Annotated in this window: 16 protein-coding genes and 2 riboswitches; of the genes, 4 read left to right on the top strand and 12 right to left on the bottom strand. The window is 34.2% G+C overall.

Annotated elements, in window-relative coordinates; genetic code table 11:
* Positions 1 to 87 precede the first annotated feature (87 nt).
* Positions 88 to 284, bottom strand: a riboswitch (cobalamin riboswitch).
* Between the two features lie 58 nt (positions 285 to 342).
* Both cobT and GMB29_RS13190 read right to left on the bottom strand, forming a co-directional pair.
* Entirely contained in the window at positions 343 to 1,410 is a 1,068-nt protein-coding gene (gene cobT / locus GMB29_RS13195) for a nicotinate-nucleotide--dimethylbenzimidazole phosphoribosyltransferase (protein WP_136354237.1), read from the bottom strand.
* Complete coding sequence (locus tag GMB29_RS13190; RefSeq protein ID WP_136354235.1) at positions 1,411 to 2,142, bottom strand: cobyric acid synthase; 732 nt, start codon at positions 2,140 to 2,142, stop codon at positions 1,411 to 1,413.
* Positions 2,143 to 2,251: 109 nt separating this feature from the next.
* Positions 2,252 to 2,442, bottom strand: a riboswitch (cobalamin riboswitch).
* Between the two features lie 242 nt (positions 2,443 to 2,684).
* Between GMB29_RS13190 and GMB29_RS13185 the strand changes: the two genes are divergently transcribed.
* Both GMB29_RS13185 and purF read left to right on the top strand, forming a co-directional pair.
* Positions 2,685 to 2,837 carry a zinc ribbon domain-containing protein gene (locus GMB29_RS13185; RefSeq protein ID WP_227551692.1) on the top strand — a complete coding sequence of 51 codons (153 nt, stop codon included), beginning with the start codon at positions 2,685 to 2,687 and terminating at the stop codon, positions 2,835 to 2,837.
* Positions 2,838 to 3,300: 463 nt separating this feature from the next.
* Positions 3,301 to 4,680: an amidophosphoribosyltransferase gene (purF, locus tag GMB29_RS13180; protein WP_136354234.1), complete on the top strand. Its 1,380-nt coding sequence runs from the start codon at positions 3,301 to 3,303 to the stop codon at positions 4,678 to 4,680.
* Positions 4,681 to 4,738: 58 nt separating this feature from the next.
* Here the strand turns inward: purF and GMB29_RS13175 are convergent, their stop codons facing one another.
* The 8 genes from GMB29_RS13175 to GMB29_RS13140 form a co-directional block, all read right to left on the bottom strand.
* Entirely contained in the window at positions 4,739 to 6,553 is a 1,815-nt protein-coding gene (locus tag GMB29_RS13175) for a LysM peptidoglycan-binding domain-containing protein (RefSeq protein ID WP_136354232.1), read from the bottom strand.
* A gap of 313 nt (positions 6,554 to 6,866) precedes the next feature.
* Positions 6,867 to 8,207, bottom strand: coding sequence for an acetyl-CoA carboxylase biotin carboxylase subunit (locus tag GMB29_RS13170; RefSeq protein ID WP_136354230.1), 1,341 nt, complete (start codon positions 8,205 to 8,207; stop codon positions 6,867 to 6,869).
* Between the two features lie 21 nt (positions 8,208 to 8,228).
* Positions 8,229 to 9,368 (bottom strand): acyl-CoA dehydrogenase, encoded by a 1,140-nt coding sequence (locus GMB29_RS13165; RefSeq protein ID WP_136354359.1) that lies wholly within the window; start codon positions 9,366 to 9,368, stop codon positions 8,229 to 8,231.
* A 205-nt stretch (positions 9,369 to 9,573) separates the two neighbouring features.
* A complete protein-coding gene (locus tag GMB29_RS13160; protein ID WP_136354228.1) occupies positions 9,574 to 11,103 on the bottom strand; it encodes an acyl-CoA carboxylase subunit beta in 1,530 nt (509 codons plus the stop codon).
* A gap of 81 nt (positions 11,104 to 11,184) precedes the next feature.
* A complete protein-coding gene (locus GMB29_RS13155; RefSeq protein WP_136354226.1) occupies positions 11,185 to 11,400 on the bottom strand; it encodes an acetyl-CoA carboxylase biotin carboxyl carrier protein subunit in 216 nt (71 codons plus the stop codon).
* Positions 11,401 to 11,856: 456 nt separating this feature from the next.
* A complete protein-coding gene (locus GMB29_RS13150; protein WP_196305248.1) occupies positions 11,857 to 12,291 on the bottom strand; it encodes a YueI family protein in 435 nt (144 codons plus the stop codon).
* Positions 12,292 to 12,615: 324 nt separating this feature from the next.
* Positions 12,616 to 13,245 carry a branched-chain amino acid aminotransferase gene (locus GMB29_RS13145; RefSeq protein ID WP_227551691.1) on the bottom strand — a complete coding sequence of 210 codons (630 nt, stop codon included), beginning with the start codon at positions 13,243 to 13,245 and terminating at the stop codon, positions 12,616 to 12,618.
* A gap of 214 nt (positions 13,246 to 13,459) precedes the next feature.
* Positions 13,460 to 14,209, bottom strand: a complete 750-nt coding sequence (locus GMB29_RS13140; protein ID WP_136354224.1) for an exodeoxyribonuclease III — start codon at positions 14,207 to 14,209, stop codon at positions 13,460 to 13,462.
* A gap of 351 nt (positions 14,210 to 14,560) precedes the next feature.
* On the opposite strand from GMB29_RS13140, the gene GMB29_RS13135 reads away from it, so the two are divergent.
* Positions 14,561 to 15,211 (top strand): MgtC/SapB family protein, encoded by a 651-nt coding sequence (locus GMB29_RS13135; protein WP_136354353.1) that lies wholly within the window; start codon positions 14,561 to 14,563, stop codon positions 15,209 to 15,211.
* 46 nt (positions 15,212 to 15,257) lie between these two features.
* Here GMB29_RS13135 and GMB29_RS13130 read toward each other — a convergent pair whose 3' ends face one another.
* On the bottom strand, positions 15,258 to 16,184 hold the full coding sequence (locus GMB29_RS13130) for a DUF1835 domain-containing protein (protein WP_136354222.1): 927 nt from the start codon (positions 16,182 to 16,184) through the stop codon (positions 15,258 to 15,260).
* Positions 16,185 to 16,243: 59 nt separating this feature from the next.
* Positions 16,244 to 16,513, bottom strand: a complete 270-nt coding sequence (locus GMB29_RS13125) for a DUF1292 domain-containing protein (protein ID WP_136354221.1) — start codon at positions 16,511 to 16,513, stop codon at positions 16,244 to 16,246.
* Between the two features lie 265 nt (positions 16,514 to 16,778).
* Here GMB29_RS13125 and GMB29_RS13120 point away from each other — a divergent pair, with 265 nt between their 5' ends.
* The gene (locus tag GMB29_RS13120; protein WP_136354219.1) at positions 16,779 to 17,462 is read left to right on the top strand and encodes an SIMPL domain-containing protein; all 684 of its coding nucleotides are present in this window, start codon (positions 16,779 to 16,781) and stop codon (positions 17,460 to 17,462) included.
* Positions 17,463 to 17,498: the final 36 nt, after the last annotated feature.

Genomic DNA, 17,498 nt, shown 5'->3' with positions numbered 1-17,498 from the left:
GCGATAAATGCAAAAAGAAAATAGTGGTTTCTATGTAAGTGATTAGAAGACACCAGCATTTTAAAGCCACCCTTTTCCTCGAAGGATACTTTTACGAAACAATAGGCAGGTCTCCTGGCTTACGTATCATCATAATAGCTAACCCTTCCCATATCATTTAATACAGTGGGTGTATGAAGCTACATTCAACGTTTACAGTGGCGGGACCGCGTTGGAATTTCACCAAACTTCCCTATTATCCTAAAAAATTACTACATTTAAGGACCTATTGTTGAATATTCGTTTTTTTGTAACATGGATTATTATAAAAGAAGATATATAACCTGTAAATGAATATTACTATTATTTGGACGATAACCTTTTATTTGCGATGTTTGCCGATTTAAATGTTTCCATTTCCTTCATCATATTTGTTGCTGCTTTAAGCAATGGATATGAAAGAGCAGCCCCTGTTCCTTCTCCTAATCTCAAGTCAAGATCTAAAAGAGGTGATTTATTAAGGAATGAAAGTGCACGTGAATGACCTTGTTCTTTAGACATATGGCCGGCAATAAGATAATCGTTAATTTTCTCATCTAAAAGAACGGCTAATAGAGCAGCAGACGTGCTAATAAAGCCATCTAAGATGACTGGAATTCTCCGTTCAGCAGCCTTTATCATGGCTCCAGTCATTCCAGCAATCTCAAGTCCGCCTACTTTTGATAAAATATCGATTGCATTTTTTTGTTTCGGTTTTCTATCCTTAATTGCATTCATAATGACTGTTACTTTCTTTTTTCTTTCCTCTTCAGATATGCCTGTACCTAAACCTACAACTTCCTCAACAGGGCTGTCTGTAATAACTGATACAATCGCACTCGCTGTTGCTGTGTTACCGATTCCCATTTCGCCAAGAATAATACAATTTGCTCCATCATTAATAATATGTTCTACCATTTCCATTCCAATGATGATCGCTTGATAAACCTCATCCTCTGTCATGGCATTTTCAAATGCATAATTGTTGGTTCCGTATTTAACCTTTTTCTGTAGCAGCTTTTCATGATTAATATCTACGGCAACCCCAATATCAACTATTTTTAGTAGAGCATTTATTTGTTTAGAAAAGACATTTATGGCTGCACCGCCATTTAAAAAGTTATGTACCATTTGAGCAGTTACTTCTTTTGGATAGGCAGATACACCCATGTCACTTATACCGTGGTCAGCAGCAAATACAACAATACCTGGACGGCTAACTTCCGGATAAAGTTGATTTGTTATTCCTGATAACTGAATAGCTAAGTCTTCTAATTTACCTAAACTTCCAATCGGCTTTGTTAAGCTATTAACATAGTCTCGTGCTTCCTGAAGTTTTTCTTGACTTGGCTTTTGGATCGAATGAAGCGAAGTTTGAATAATGTTATTCATTTATTGTCTCTCTTTTCCTTTAGGGTATTGTTCAATGATTTTATGTAGACGATCGATATCAATAGCATCTCTTACAGTGTTAGCTAAGCGGTGAAAATCACTTAATTGTTTATCAACATATGATTCTCGATTTAAACTAGTGGGTAAGCCCTTCTTTTTTCTAATTAAATCTAAAAATATCTTTCTAAATTCGTCGTTATGAAAAATTCCATGTAAATAGGTACCTATACACGTTTCTGATTTATTTTTATAGCCATCTGCCCCATTAGCTAATATGATTAAAGACTGTAAGCTTGAGCTTGCTATTGTTTGGCCCATATGAATTTCATATCCAGCTACATCAACCTTTTGTCCATTTATCGTTAATGTACCTTTTGTACGATTTGTTGCTTTTTCGTTCGTTAATATTGTCTTTAAAGGCAGTAAGTTTAAACCTTTTATCCAACCCTTTTTTGATTCCACTTGATATGGATCTTCAATTGTTTCACCAAGCATTTGATATCCACCGCAAATCCCAAATACACTTGACCCTTTTTGATGGGCTTTTTTTATTTCTTGATCAATCCCTTTCTCTCTTAAAAACAATAGATCTTCAATCGTATTTTTGCTGCCTGGTAAAATAATGATATCAGGCTGCTCCAGATTGATGCCCTTGTTTTCCCTTTTCCATTTCCGGTAAAAATCAGTGTAAATCCCTTTTGTCTTTCTTCCATTCAAATTCCTCCAATACATAAAAAGCGTCTTTCCTTAGCGGAAAGACGCGAGTTTAAAAGATTAAGAGCAAATAAATAATAAATAGTCAGGTACTCTTTTCTTTCAAATCACCTTTCCTCGAAGGATTCTTTGAACCAACAAATAGGCAGGTCTCCTGACTTACACATCTATGCTGCTACAACTCCCTTCCCATAATATAAACATTACAGTGGGTTCATGTTGTATCGCTCGTGATTACAGTGGCGGGACCGTATTGGATTTTCACCAACTTCCCTATTATTCTTAACAATGTTAAGAACCTATTTGTGAAATTATTCATTTTTGGTTTTAGGAGCTTTAGGTTTAACCTTTTAGAAACTCCTTTCTTAATATATACATACATTCTTCATCAAAGCAACAACATTCAGACTATTGTTTTCCTTGATTCGAAATGAATGATGTTTTTTATTACATGTGATAATATCTTAAATATTGAGAAGATCGAGTGATAAAATTATATAAAAATTGTCAAAGCTGTGGAATGCCATTTTCTAATGATAAACAAGGTGGTGGATTTGAACATGACGGACCATGATGGTACCTTTACAATGCCAAATCTTACAGTAGTAGAAATGAAAAATAGAGTCAAAGTAAAAATTGTTGAATTAGGTATACCGAAATTTATCGCATCATTGTTGACTAGAAACATTCATAAGCTTGAACGGTGGAAATAGAATTTTTTCTATCATTTCCTCTAAAAATATTAAGTACTGAACAACGAGATACCTAAATTCTTCAGCTTAATAAAATAACAAAGCCAAGCCCGTATTTTTCTACGATCTCGGCTCCATTTTATTTGTATTTATCATTTATTCTGACATTTCTACTAGAAGTTCATTTATGCAGACTTCACACACACCATAAATATCGTGTTTTTCTTCAACTATTTCTTCCATTCTTCCGCAAACTTCACAAATTTTCAAAACCATCTCATCACCTCATTTGAGCATATTGCTAAAGCCTTTCTTTTTCTATCCATTTTTGTTTTCATAATATCCCCTATCTTTCATTAATTATCCATAAACAATAAGTTTATACTCTTGTTTTACATTTTATTTTTATTGACGAGTGAATTATCAGCATAGAAATACTCCTTTCACAAAGAATACTAAGAGTGAACAATTGGGAGGGACGCGTATGTCTTCAGAAATGAAGGAAAAATGCGGGGTATTTGGAGTTTTTAATCACCCTAAAGCAGCAGATTTAACTTACTATGGACTTCATGCTCTTCAGCATCGTGGTCAAGAAAGTGCTGGAATTGTTGCGAGTGATGGAAAAGCTTTCCGTCATCATCGGGGCATGGGATTGGTTACTCAAGTTTTTTCTCGAGATACACTTGATAAGCTTGTTGGAAATATGGCAATTGGTCATGTTCGGTATTCAACATCTGGTCAAAGTTTATTAGAAAATGCACAACCACTCGTATTTAAATATAGTGAGGGAGGATTGGCAGTAGCACATAATGGTAATTTAGTTAATGCAAGAGTAGAACGAGATGTATTACAACAACAGGGCAGTATTTTTCAAACGACAACAGATACTGAAATCATTGCTCATCTCATTGCTCGTTCAAGTAAAAAACATTTTGATAAGGCTGCACCTGATATACTTAATCGAATTGATGGATCTTTTGCACTGCTAATCATGACGGAAAAACAAATGCTGATCGCACTAGACCGTCATGGATTACGGCCTCTAAGTCTAGGTCGAATAGGCGATGCCATTGTCGCAGCTTCGGAGACTTGTGCCCTTAATGCTATTGATGCAACATTTTGGAGAGATGTGGAACCGGGCGAATGGCTTCTAATTGATGAACATGGAATGAAAACAGGACGTTTCGCACCTAAGAGTGAAAAATCCCTTTGTTCATTTGAATTTGTTTATTTTGCCAGAGCAGATAGCATTATCCATGGGAGAAGTGTCTTAACAATTCGGAAAGAACTAGGACAAATTCTTGCTAAGGAACACCCCGTTCAAGCAGATGTAGTTGTAGCTGTCCCTGATTCTAGTATTCCAGCAGCAATCGGTTATGCCCAAGAATCTGGTATCCCTTATGAAGTTGGTCTGATAAAAAATCCATATGTCGGACGTTCATTCATTGAGCCAACCCAAGAATTAAGGGAACTGGCAGTCCGTCTTAAATTAAGTACGGTTGAAGAAATTCTAACGGGAAAAAATGTAGTCCTTGTAGATGATTCAATAGTACGAGGGACTACAAGTAAGCGAATTGTACAATTACTTCGGCAAGCTGGAGCTAAAGAGGTTCATGTAAGAATTAGTTCACCAATGGTTAAAAATCCTTGTTTTTATGGTGTTGATATGCCTACCAAAGAAGAATTATTTGCAAATAGACATGAAAAAGAACATGAAATGGGAAAGGCAATTGGTGCTGATTCTTTGGCATTTTTAAGTACTGAAGGGTTACTTAAGGCAGTTGATGTTAATCTTGCAGAAACAAGTAATCGTTGTATTGCATGTTTCAGTGGGGCTTATCCAACAAAATTATATCTTAATTGACGATATTAGTTATAGGCAGACAGAATTCGTTTTTCTTTTCTGTCTGCCTAATTGAATTTTATAGGAAAGTCAATGTTGCACCTAATTCTTCGATATGAGCCCTATCTGCCCACATAATAAAGAATTGATAGTTATTTCCATCGATCTGGATTGGAATTGGGTATTTTATAATCAGAGCAGATTGTTCTTTCATCTCAGCTGATTGATCTTGAGATGGGACTATTAAACATGCATCTTGTTTTTGAATGTTAACTTTTTTAATTTCTGGTTGTGTTCCATATGGCATTAATTGATGAAAAGCCTCTTTATGACAAACTTCATCGATCGTTAAATTCCCTGTAATAGCAGAAAGTTGAAAAAAACCATCTGTCCCTTCATATCTTTCCTCGTTAACTTTTACCCAATCCACAGGGTAGTTAAATTGAACTTTTAATAAATTGTTTACATAAGTCTTAGATAAATGTGAATTGTGTAATGAAGACCATTGTAATGCAGTAATTTGAGTACCTTTTACTAATTGGATCGGAACAGGATTGTTGATGTCAACAACCCATATTTCACTAGCATTTCCTTGATCATCACATCCTGAGAGATAGCTAATTTTCCGACCATCGGTTGACCAGGTGACAGGTGTTGCAAAGCAATTAGATATAGCCAACGTCCGATCGTTTTCGCCACTTCTTCCGGTTGAACGAACAAGAGAAAAATAGCCTTTATCTTCAAATGCAGTTGCACTATAAGCAATATTTTGAGAATCTGGAGACCATTCTGGGAAATAGTTTTTAGCAAGCGGTCCACCTTTAATTTCAATTAATCTACCAGTTGATAATTCAATCGTATGAATGATTGATATACTTGCACCAGGTGTTGTATAAAGGACAAATGTCCCATCAGGTGATAGCCTAACATTGTTATACCGCCCCTCTGTGTTTCTTGTTAGCTGTTGTTTTCCTGTTCCATCACTCCGAATTCGAAATAACTGACTTATTCCAGCTAGATCAGGGGCTTGAAATAAAAGTTCTTCTCCGCTCGGAAACCATTCGGCATCACTTGCACCTGGTTGATTTATTCTTTCTACTTGATGTGTGGTGACATCATAAATGATAATATATTGGTCTTTTATATATACAAGCATATGGCTGTCAGGAGACCAATCTAAATGAACACCTAATTCTTCAGTAAACTGATCAATTCTAGCGATATCTTTTTTGTCTAAATTTATAACGTAAAGAATTTTATCCTTTCCAACAAAAGCAATTTTTTTACTATCATTTGACCAGTATGGGAGTGAAAAGTTATCAGCTAAACCATTTGTAAGTTTGACATTCGATCCATCACCAGGATTATAAAGCTTTATATCAAATCTTCCTTCGCTGAATGCCGTATAAGCGATCAATCCTTTATCACCAGGAGGAGCATATGGTATTTGCAGCCTCATTCCAGGAGAAATAACATTTGATTGTAATTTATTTACATGTTTTATTAAATCTGGTCTATTTCGCTTCCTAGTTTTGACATTAAAACGACTTGCAAGCTGATACAATGTATCTCCTCTTTGGACAATATAGAATAGAATACCAGGTGGAATCTTCAACAACTGACCGACCTCAATAATATATGGGTCCTGTAGCTGGTTTTCTGCAATGATGACAGATTGTGGAACACCAAAAAATTGTGATAATTTGAATACTGTATCACCTTGGTTAACTCGTATCATATTGACTCCAGGTGGAATGGAGAGTTGCTGACCAATATAAATTGTATAAGGCGGTGTTAACTGATTTGCAGAAATGATGGTTTCGACAGGTAGCTCCCAGCGTTTCGCAATTTGAAAAAGAGAATCTCCAGCACGGACTGTGTAAAACAATTGCATGTTTCTCCCTCCTTTGTCATATAATCTTTCCTTCTCCGTATTTTAAATAAAGAATAAATATTGTTTCAGTACATATTTCTAAAAGAGAATGATGTAAAAATAAGAATTCCTTAAAGTATATTTTTTGATGGAATAGGAGTATTCCTTTTTTGTATAACTCGCTTCATCATTTGCTTTCAAAAAATAATTGTTTATATAAAGTTTTTTTCACTTGATTAAAAAGAATTAAAAAACACATGGAGAATAGTAGGAATCCATGTGTTTTTTAAATAATAAGAGATTTTTATATATATAAAATAGTAAAAGAATCATTTTACTTTTTCAGATAGGCTTCAATAAAATTTGTCGTTGTATGACCTGAATGAAAGGAGGGATGAGCAATTATTTCTTTAAGCATCGGGATATTCGTTTTTATGCCTTCAATTTGATAATTTGCTAGGGCAACTTGAAGACGAGCAATTGCTTCGCTGCGATTTTCTCCTGTTACAATCATTTTTGCAATCATTGGATCATAATACGGCGAAACGATCGATTTGTCATGTACACCTAATTCATGACGAATACCTTTATCAGTTGGAATTTGTAATTTTGTAATTTTCCCAGGGGATGGATAGAAAGTTAGCGGATCTTCAGCATAAATACGAACTTCAATTGCATGACCATTTCGTTTTACATCAGCTTGAGAAAAATTCAATGGATTTCCTGCCGCAATACTAATTTGTTCAGCAACCAGATCCAATTTTGTTATTTCCTCTGTCACAGGATGCTCGACCTGGAGACGGGTATTCATTTCAAGAAAATAGAAGTTTTTTTCCTCATCCATCAAGAATTCAACAGTTCCAGCATTTTTATAACCAATGGATGCTGCTGCACTTACAGCTGCTTCACCCAATTTTCTTCGCGTTATCTCATCAAGAAACTGTGATGGTGCCTCTTCTACAACCTTTTGATGGCGACGTTGAATTGAACATTCACGTTCCCATAAATATACGTTGTTTCCAAAACCATCTGACAAAATTTGAATTTCAATATGCCTTGGATTTACAATGTATTTCTCAATAAACATCGCCCCGTTACCGAAAAAGTTTATTGCCCGTTTTTGGTTCCCCTCAAAGGCTGCCATAAGCTCCTCATTATTTTCAACAATTTGCATTCCGATACCGCCACCCCCCGCTGATGCTTTAAGCATAACAGGGTAGCCTAATTGATTAGCTTCTACTACCGCTTCCGCTGCATCAGCTAATGGGTATTCAATACCTGGAACAATTGGAACTCTCGCTTCAATCATTGCCTTTCTTGCTTCAATTTTGCTGCCCATTCGAGTTATGACATCAGGTGAAGGACCGATAAAAACAAGTCCTGCTTGTTCACACCGAATAGCAAAAGCAGCATTTTCTGATAAAAGCCCATATCCTGGATGAATAGCTTCAGTTTTTGATAATTGAGCAATTTCAATTATTTTATCAATATTAAGATAGCTTTCTACAACTCTAGGACCTCCTAATAAGTAAGTTTCATCTGCCATTTTTACATGTAAGGCATTTTCATCTGCTTCTGAATAAACAGCGACCGTTTTGATTCCTAGAGATTTGCACGTACGAATAATTCGAACTGCAATTTCTCCGCGGTTAGCTATTAGAATTTTATTGAACATATTTCGCCTCCCTCATCCTACTTAACAACCAATTTGTTTGGCAATAACCATCCTTTGTACTTCAGACGTTCCTTCCCCTATTTCCAAAAGCTTTGCGTCACGAAAGAATCGCTCAACCTGATATTCTTTCATGTAGCCATAACCACCATGGATTTGTATCGCTTGATCACACACTTTCATGCACATTTCTGTAGCAAATAATTTTGCAATGGCTGCTTCTTTTTTAAATACTCTACCTTGGTCTTTTAACCATGCTGCCTTAAAGACCATATTTCTTGCTAATTCTATATTCATCGCCATATCAGCAAGTTTAAACTGAATCGCCTGGAAAGATGAAATACTTCTGCCAAATTGCTTCCGTTCTTTCGCATACTTTAATGATTTTTCATAAGCACCCTGTGCAATTCCAACAGCCATTGCACCGATTCCAATCCTTCCACCATCTAATGTAGCTAAAAACTGTTTGTAGCCATTCCCTTCAACTCCAAGTATATTCTCTTTAGGGATTTTAACATTTTCTAAAAAAAGTTCAGTTGTATTCGATGCATGAAGACCCATTTTTTCATAATGATTATTAATCGTAAAGCCTTGTGCATCAGTTGGTACGATAAATGCGCTTATACCATTTGTTCCTTTTGTTATATCGGTCACAGCTGTGATCGCAAGGTTTTTTGCATAACTAGCGTTTGTGATAAAACATTTAGATCCGGAAATGATCCATTGATCATCATGTAACATAGCCTTTGTCTGTGTTCCTCCTGCATCAGAACCTGCATTTGGTTCTGTCAGACCAAATGCACCTAAATACTCTCCAGTACAAAGTGGTGTTAAGTATTTCTTTTTTTGTTTATCTGTTCCAAACATGTAAATAGGTGCTGCTCCTAACGAGATATGTGCAGAATACGTGATCCCTGTTGAAGCACAAACTCTACTTAACTCTTCAACTACGATAGCAAAGCTAATATAATCAGCCTCACCGCCACCATATTTTTCTGGAAAGGGCAGACCGAGGATGCCAAGGTCTGCTAAATCCGCAAATATCTCAAGCGGAAAAGTTGCAGTCCGATCCCTTTCATCTGCATCCTTTGCAACTTCTTCCTCCGCAAAATCATGGATCAATTTACGAATCATGACCTGTTCTTTTGTTAAATCAAAATTCATATTTTTCAATCCCTTCTTTTAAAAAAGCGAGACATATCGCACTAAAGAATGACAGTTTGAGCTTTCACCGAACTTGGGCGTCCTATTCTCCGTGGATTTTACAGTCTTTTATCCAAACCTATCACTTTATATCTCATTAAATCTTGTGCGGCTAGGCTTTAACCCCTGCTAAGAATGACATTAGGTGAATCAAAAACACTTTACTTTATACAGGATAAACAGGATGTTTACGATCTGTAAAAACAACATATTTAGACATATACATATCAAATCGTTTAAGTAGTTCATCTCTTAGCGAATTGCCTGAAATAACCCCATCAATAACCATTTCTGATGCTAACCGATAAATATCAATCTCTTGACGATACTCTTCACGCTTTTGATTAATGAATATACTTCGTTCTTCTTCAGGTAATTCAGCAATTTTATTTGCGTATACTGCATTAACAGCTGCTTCAGCACCCATTACTGCTATTGAGGCAGTAGGTAAAGCTAAACAACAATCTGGTTCAAATGCAGGACCTGCCATAGCATATAGTCCAGCACCATAAGCCTTCCTAACAATAATTGAAATTTTTGGCACTGTTGCTTCAGACATTGCAGCAATCATTTTTGCCCCGTGACGAATAATACCTGCTCGTTCTACTTTTGTACCGATCATAAATCCTGGAATATCTGCTAAAAATAATAAAGGAATATTAAATGCATCACATAATGTGATAAATTTCGCTGCCTTATCAGCGGAATCGTGAAAGAGTACGCCTCCTTTAATTCTTGGCTGGTTAGCAATTATTCCAATCGATTGACCATGCAACCTACAAAAACCTGTAATTAATTCTGGTGCGAATAATTTTTTGATCTCCAAAAACGAATTTTCATCAATAATTCGTTCAATGATATCCATCATATTAAATGATGCATTTTGATTTTTTGGAATTATTTCTTCAACAGATTTTTCAAAGGCTGTAGGAAGTGCAGCTTCATGAAGTGGAGGTTTTTGGGAAAAATTAGCTGGAAAATAGGATAAATAATTACGTGCAATCAAAATTGCTTCTTGTTCGGATTTAGCTAAAATGTCACCACAACCAGATACAGAACAATGCATTTTCGCTCCGCCCATTTCTTCAAGAGAAACTTTTTCACCAATGACCATTTCTGCCATTCGAGGTGACCCTAAATACATTGAAGCGTTACCATCAACCATTATGACAACATCACAAAAAGCAGGAATATAAGCACCTCCTGCTGCAGAAGGTCCAAATAAAATGCAAACTTGCGGAATTTTCCCTGATAATTTCACCTGATTGTAGAAAATTCGACCAGCACCTCGACGACCTGGGAACATCTCAAGTTGATCCGTAATCCTTGCACCCGCAGAATCAATTAAATAGATCAGGGGGATATTAAGTTTTTCTGCTGTTTCTTGGATCCGTATCATTTTTTCGACCGTTCTTGCTCCCCAAGAGCCTGCTTTAATCGTAGAATCGTTCGCGATGATACAAACTGTTTGCCCATTTACCTTTCCCATACCTGTAACAACACCATCTGCAGGTAAATCACTTGTCAGACAATTTGCAAAAAGGGCATCTTCTACTTGGATCCCTTCATCAAAAAGTAATTGTAACCGTTCCCGAACAAACAATTTCCCTTGGGCTGCATTTTTATCGTGATATTTTTTTCCCCCTCCTTTTTTTATTTGTTCTACTCGCTCTTGTAAACTTTTTTCAAATGACATGAATGAACCTCCTTGTAACTGTTGAAAAAGACTTTGTCAAAAAAGTTATTTATTATCCCCCAAAGGAAGCGTTTACATTCCCTAACTCTCCAATTCAATCAGCTCGTCACCTTCATTTACAAACTCACCTTCTTGTTTTTTAATCTCTTTTACTACTCCACTCAATTCTGCACTTATTGGAATTTCCATCTTCATTGATTCAATAATAACGACATCTTGACCAACTTCAACATGATCACCAGTTTGAACAAGTATTTTCCATACACTTCCTGCCATATTTGAAAATATTTTGCTCATTCTTTATTCCTCCTCATCTATCACGCTATTCCATTTCATTAATTAGAAAAAAATAATACCTATTTATATACTATTCGGGTTATTTATAGTTATAATCATCAATGAAATTTTGAATTATTTAGAATTTTCAACTCAATGATATATCATGCAAAAAAGCCAACACAAAAGTGTGTTGACCATCCGATTGAAATGAATTTATTTTTTTCTGTTATTTATTACGGCAGTTTTTGCACACATTAATGAGTTGATTTGTAGCCGTTCTATATGGATATAATAATTTAATCCCTGTTTTATTACACAAAGGACATTTACCACGTCCATGAGCAGGTAATTTATTTAAACTTTTCCCCCGATATCTCTTTGCCATCTCCATCCATCCCTATTCTAATAATTACTATTTTCTATATTTAATGATAATAGGGACAAAATATTGATAGGCATTTAATTGATTTTAGACTAAAATATTTTTTTAAAAAATTGACTGAAATGATTTTCATGTTTTTGTACTTCTATTTGTTCTTTTTGTTTTTTTATATAAATGTCTTCTTTATTTATGGCATGATCATACGCTAACACTAAACCTAAATCAGTGTTAGCTTCTTTATTTGTAGAAATAATAAATTTTGAGCCGATTTTATTTGCAATTTTAATGTAATCTGACATTTCATTGTAATCCATTGTTCCATTTAAGAACAATGTAGCATCTTTATTTTTTTTCATAAGATCTTCAATTTCTTTGTATGTTCCTGGTTCTCTTACTTGTTGTTTCGTTAATACGACGACGACTCGTTCGCGTAGGGTTCCTAAAAATTTTCGTCTTTCATCTGGCTTAATTTCTCGAATACCATGTATTCCCTGTTGAATATAATCATCCATGTTTTCCTGGGACAAACTTGGTCACCTCCAATTTATGCAATTTAGTTATTAGTTTAAACGATATTCTATATGTTAACCGATTACTTAAAGCAAAAGATTGCCAATCATCTAAAATTGGACAAAGCTAATATGAACGTTACATTTGACAAAGTGCCGAAAAAATCTCCCTACCAAATTCTACTAAAATTGAATTGCAGAATAGCTGTTCATTTTTGTTAACTCCTTGCTATAAAACTATTAATGCTAGGTATAGGTTGTATTCTAGGCGCATTTCTAAAGAGAAAAGTATAAACAGCATGAAAAATATCGACGCAATAATAGCGTCGACATCAAAAGTGATTACTTAATGCTGGTTTCTTCTATTGTTTCGGCCAAGTTAAAGAGTAATCGATAGATATGACAATATGCTTCACCTAATGTCATATCTTCATCAAACTTTTGAATGAAATTTAATGTGAAGTTTAAATCCCACATTCCATCGTTTTGATTAAACATTAAATCAAAAGATTGCTGTTTTTCATTAAATAGATCATTCAAATAGTTTTTTATAGATTTTTCATATTTTTTCTGTAGTTTTAGTCCGAGCATAACATCATATGTACCAAAAACATCATCGACCTCTAATGAAATAGCCTCCACCCCGATCAAATCAAACCATCTTGACTCAAGATATATAAATTCATTCTTTTGTTCTTTCAAATAATGAACAGACTGATTTAAAAAGGCACCATTTTCAATTGCAATTACTTCTTCTGTTTCTTTATTGCTTCGTTCGATATAAGCATCGGCAAAGCGTTGAATTGGTTCTTTTTCAATGATAAATAATTTGGACTCCTCGAAAAATAATTCATTTTTTTCTATATACTCTTTTTCCTCTTTGTATAACTCAAGCTCTACATTACTTTGTTGTAATGCTTGTTGTTTTTCAATGATTGTTGTAATAAATTGGTTCATTTTATTTTTAAGCAAACATACGTCCCCATTTCTTCATTTAATATCAATTCCAGTTTTTCATTCTTAGTATATCCAAACGTTAGGTTATGACTATCTGAAGTGTAAAAGAAGCCTATTCACTATCGTTTAGTAAATACTTAATAAGCAGTAATTCCTAATCTATATATTCTTGGAGATTGAGATAGATAATTAGTTAATAACTACTTGTAATGATCCGTTATATCGCACTTTATATCTCAATGTAAATTGGACAGTGGTCGCTTCCAAGTATTTCTGAATGGGATGCAACATCTTTTATACGCTCTGCTATTCTTTTTGATATAATAAAATAATCAATTCTCCAGCCAATGTTTCTTTCCCGAACTTTATTCATATAAGACCACCAAGTATATACATCCTGCTTTTTGGGATATAAATATCTAAAACTGTCAACAAACCCTGCTTCAAGGAGTTTTGTCATCTTTTCCCGTTCTTCCTCAGTAAAACCGGAATTCCCTTTGTTTGTCCTTGGATTTTTCAAATCTATCTCATGATGTGCTACGTTTAAGTCTCCACAAAGGATGACAGGCTTAATTTGATCTAATTCGATGAGGTAGCGGCGGATGTCATCTTCCCATTGCAAACGATAATCTAGTCTTGATAAATCTCTTTTTGCATTTGGTGTATATACAGTAATCATAAAAAAAGTTTCATATTCTAATGTAATAATTCTTCCTTCTGGTTCTTCATCAGTATTGCTTAACCCATATGAAACAGAAAGCGGTTTTTGCTTTGTAAATATAGCTGTTCCCGAATAGCCTTTTTTTAAAGCATAATTCCAATACTGATGATACCCTTTTAATTCAAGTTCGATTTGCCCCGCTTGTAATTTAGATTCTTGAATACAAAAAATATCTGCATCAACATTTGAAAAATAATCTAAAAAACCTTTGCGTACACATGCTCTTATTCCGTTTACATTCCAAGATACAATTTTCATAATAAATTACTTCTACTCCCTATTTACTTTTTCTATAAGTATGTCAAAATACAATGATAAAACTCTATCACAAATAAAGATAAAAACCAATTCATTACAACCTATATAATCAATAATAATACGTACACTAACTTATTCTGCCCGACATTCTATGAATCATAAGACCTTTAGACTTGACGATAAGGAAAGTTTTTCTTATTATATGTTCTTACAACTTCCTTCATATTCGAGTAAAAATATGGAATGATAAAATCAAACACAAAATATTAAATAAGATCATTTGAAAATAAAAACATATAGGAGAAAACAAAAGTGATTATTGAACCAAATACATTTATTTTCAATATTGGAATGGCAACAATATTATCAATCATTATTGGGCTAGAACGTCAACTAAAGAAAAAGCCTCTTGGATTAAAAACATGTTTAGTAATAGGGATCGTTAGCTGCTTGTTAACAACTGTCTCAATTGAATCATCAGAAAAGTTTGCTGAAGCATATATAAGACCTATGGATCCATTGCGATTAGCAGCTCAAATTGTATCTGGAATAGGTTTTTTAGGTGCTGGTGTTATTTTACGAAGAAATAACGATATGATCTCAGGGCTTACAACAGCTGCAATGGTATGGGGCGCTGGTGGAATCGGCATAGCATGTGGAGCAGGATTTTGGTTTGAAGCGATGGTAGCAACGCTTCTATTGCTAATTAGTGTAGAAATTATACCGTTTATTTTTAAATACATTGGTCCAAAATCATTACGAGAGCGAGAATTAAAAGTAAAAATAATTGTTGATGAAGATGATAAAATGACTGAAATATTAAAAGAACTAAAACTAAAAAAGATGAAAGCAAGAAAAGTAAGAGTCAAAGACATAAAACAAGGAGAACTTCAACAATTAGAGCTTATCCTTCTTGTTGATGAAAAACTCTATGTAACAGATGTTTATTATTCTTTAAAACAAATAAATCATGTAATAAATGTTGAAATGGAATCTCTATAATGTGATTCCATTTTAATAATTTTAGATCATAAGATTAACCAAAATCTTATTTTCCAACCTTTAGATGCACCCCACCAACCCACCAATCAATCCCTATTAATTCAATTCGATTTTCAATACCTAATAGAACATTTTCTCCATTAGGAGTAATTGTTAAATTGGTTTCTAGATAACTAGAATTGTAATTGGGTAGTAGATCGTCTGTTTTTATTAATGGTTTTGAACCAACTGTTAATTCATTCAATATAGCAGAAATATGCAAATCACTTAATCCATCATTTATAAAAAAAGGTGATACTGATTGATATAGTTCTTTAAAAGAGATTGGATTTAATGCTATGGTATTGAGAAATAAGGTCTCAATCTCATTTAACCCCGTTTTATTTACAGGATAATAACTCAATTGTCTCTTAAACATATCTCTAAGGAACGGCAACTCATGATGATTTTCAGATATCCACCTTTTGACATCATTTAAATTTGAGGAAGTATACGTTTCCCACCCATTTAGTGCCTCATTAATTTGTTGATGCGAAAGCTTTACTCTTTTATGATAAAGCATGGCTAATTGTTCGGAAGTTAATTGTCCTAGTCCATAAAATGGAGTAATGGAAGGATAAGAGTTAATACTTACCATTGAGAGATTTGTAATATTATGATGATATAATTGTGTTATTATGTACATGAGCATTGTTTGATCATAACGATCATGTTCAAACCAAAGTACAACTTCTTGATATTTCTGAATGTTAGCAAGTTGTTTTAATTGATTATGACTATTTGTAATAAATAACGATGAAGGAAGTTTAAGTTTATTTTCAAAAAAAATAGCTCGATTGTTGATTAACTCTTCATTTGACCATGATGAATGGAACGGACCAAAATCATACATTTCTCTCCAAACAATAATATCATCATGATTTAGACCCTTTAATTTCTTTCCAACTATGTCACCATTTACGATATGAATCATATCATCACCTCTAAAAAGGAGAAGGAAGATAGAATTCTTCTCCTATCTTCCTTAAATCTCTATTCTTCTTCTTCCATTATTTCGTCAAATGCATTGGAAACTTTTTCAAATTCTTCATCAGTTTCGATTGCTGAAAAATCTCCCTCATTGTCCACCTTTAAAAAGAAAACGTCAATGTCTTCATCTGAATCATCCTGTATATCTTCAACAAAACCAACAGCAACATAATCTGTACCTTCTAAAGTTAATGCTGCTAGCACTTCAACTTCATTTTCTTGATCATTTTCATCTGTAATTGTAAAAACTTCGCCTACTTCTATTTTTTCCATGCTTTGCATCTCCTTTCATTAATCAGATCAAATCATATCATTAATACTAGTAGAATTCCAAACAAATGTAAAAAAATTCTATAAAAATAATGAGTTGTCCATTTTTCAAAAAGATTGCGATTTAGAATTTGTCCACTTTTCAAAACCAAATAATCGTATTTTACAAAACCATGCATGCATATCTATATATGTATAATACTTTTTTAACGCGTTTTAACAGTAAGGGCTTTATTGCTGCGAAAGAAAAAAAGAAAGGAGTTTTTTTATGAATTTTTCCCCGAACTATTATTTACATACCAATACACGAGTTACGAATACCAATCATGTTCGAGGTAAGATGATTGTTGAAGGAACTGGAAAATTAAATGTAATGCCTGATCAAGCCGTGATAACCATCGGTGTGATGACCGAAGATAAAAATGTTGAGGCTGCACAGCAGGAAAATTCCGAACTTGCAAACAAGGTTATTGCTTCACTTCATACAAATGGGATTTTAGCTCGTGATATTCAGACGGTTTCTTATACAATTCAACCAGTTTATGAGTATAGTGACGGAAAATCGGTTTTAATAGGCTATCAAATTCAACATATGCTTGAAGTAACTGTACGTGATTTTGAAAAAGTAGGTATCATTTATGCATCAGCAGTTTCCTCTGGTGCAAATATAGCGGAAAGCCTCCGCTTTGAAGTATCAAATAATGAATTATATTATCAACAAGCATTACAATTAGCTATGAAGAATGCAACAGAAAAAGCAATGAAACTTGGACAACAAATTGGTGTAACGACTCACAATGTTCCTATTAAAGTCACGGAAACACCAAAATCAATTTCACCTAGAGAGTACGCATTTTCTCTTGCTGCTGAATCTTCAACACAACAACCCCCGCCAATTCAAAGACGATCGATAGAAATTATAGCTACTATCTCTGCGGTTTTTCAATATTAATTCGGATCATGTCATGGAAAAGAAATGGGCTATTGT

The organism is Metabacillus sediminilitoris (assembly GCF_009720625.1).
Lineage (GTDB): Bacteria > Bacillota > Bacilli > Bacillales > Bacillaceae > Metabacillus > Metabacillus sediminilitoris.
Note: the sequence above shows the minus strand (reverse complement) of the source record. Positions and strands in the feature narration are given on the sequence as shown.

Excerpts from the sequence above, each read along its gene's own strand:
- cobT (WP_136354237.1), bottom strand. The coding sequence starts at position 1,410 with ATGAATAACATTATTCAAACTTCGCTTCATTCGATCCAAAAGCCAAGT.
- GMB29_RS13190 (WP_136354235.1), bottom strand. The coding sequence starts at position 2,142 with ATGTATTGGAGGAATTTGAATGGAAGAAAGACAAAAGGGATTTACACT.
- GMB29_RS13185 (WP_227551692.1), top strand. The coding sequence starts at position 2,685 with ATGACGGACCATGATGGTACCTTTACAATGCCAAATCTTACAGTAGTA.
- purF (WP_136354234.1), top strand. The coding sequence starts at position 3,301 with ATGTCTTCAGAAATGAAGGAAAAATGCGGGGTATTTGGAGTTTTTAAT.
- GMB29_RS13175 (WP_136354232.1), bottom strand. The coding sequence starts at position 6,553 with ATGCAATTGTTTTACACAGTCCGTGCTGGAGATTCTCTTTTTCAAATT.
- GMB29_RS13170 (WP_136354230.1), bottom strand. The coding sequence starts at position 8,207 with ATGTTCAATAAAATTCTAATAGCTAACCGCGGAGAAATTGCAGTTCGA.
- GMB29_RS13165 (WP_136354359.1), bottom strand. The coding sequence starts at position 9,368 with ATGAATTTTGATTTAACAAAAGAACAGGTCATGATTCGTAAATTGATC.
- GMB29_RS13160 (WP_136354228.1), bottom strand. The coding sequence starts at position 11,103 with ATGTCATTTGAAAAAAGTTTACAAGAGCGAGTAGAACAAATAAAAAAA.
- GMB29_RS13155 (WP_136354226.1), bottom strand. The coding sequence starts at position 11,400 with ATGAGCAAAATATTTTCAAATATGGCAGGAAGTGTATGGAAAATACTT.
- GMB29_RS13140 (WP_136354224.1), bottom strand. The coding sequence starts at position 14,209 with ATGAAAATTGTATCTTGGAATGTAAACGGAATAAGAGCATGTGTACGC.
- GMB29_RS13135 (WP_136354353.1), top strand. The coding sequence starts at position 14,561 with ATGGCAACAATATTATCAATCATTATTGGGCTAGAACGTCAACTAAAG.
- GMB29_RS13130 (WP_136354222.1), bottom strand. The coding sequence starts at position 16,184 with ATGATTCATATCGTAAATGGTGACATAGTTGGAAAGAAATTAAAGGGT.
- GMB29_RS13125 (WP_136354221.1), bottom strand. The coding sequence starts at position 16,513 with ATGGAAAAAATAGAAGTAGGCGAAGTTTTTACAATTACAGATGAAAAT.
- GMB29_RS13120 (WP_136354219.1), top strand. The coding sequence starts at position 16,779 with ATGAATTTTTCCCCGAACTATTATTTACATACCAATACACGAGTTACG.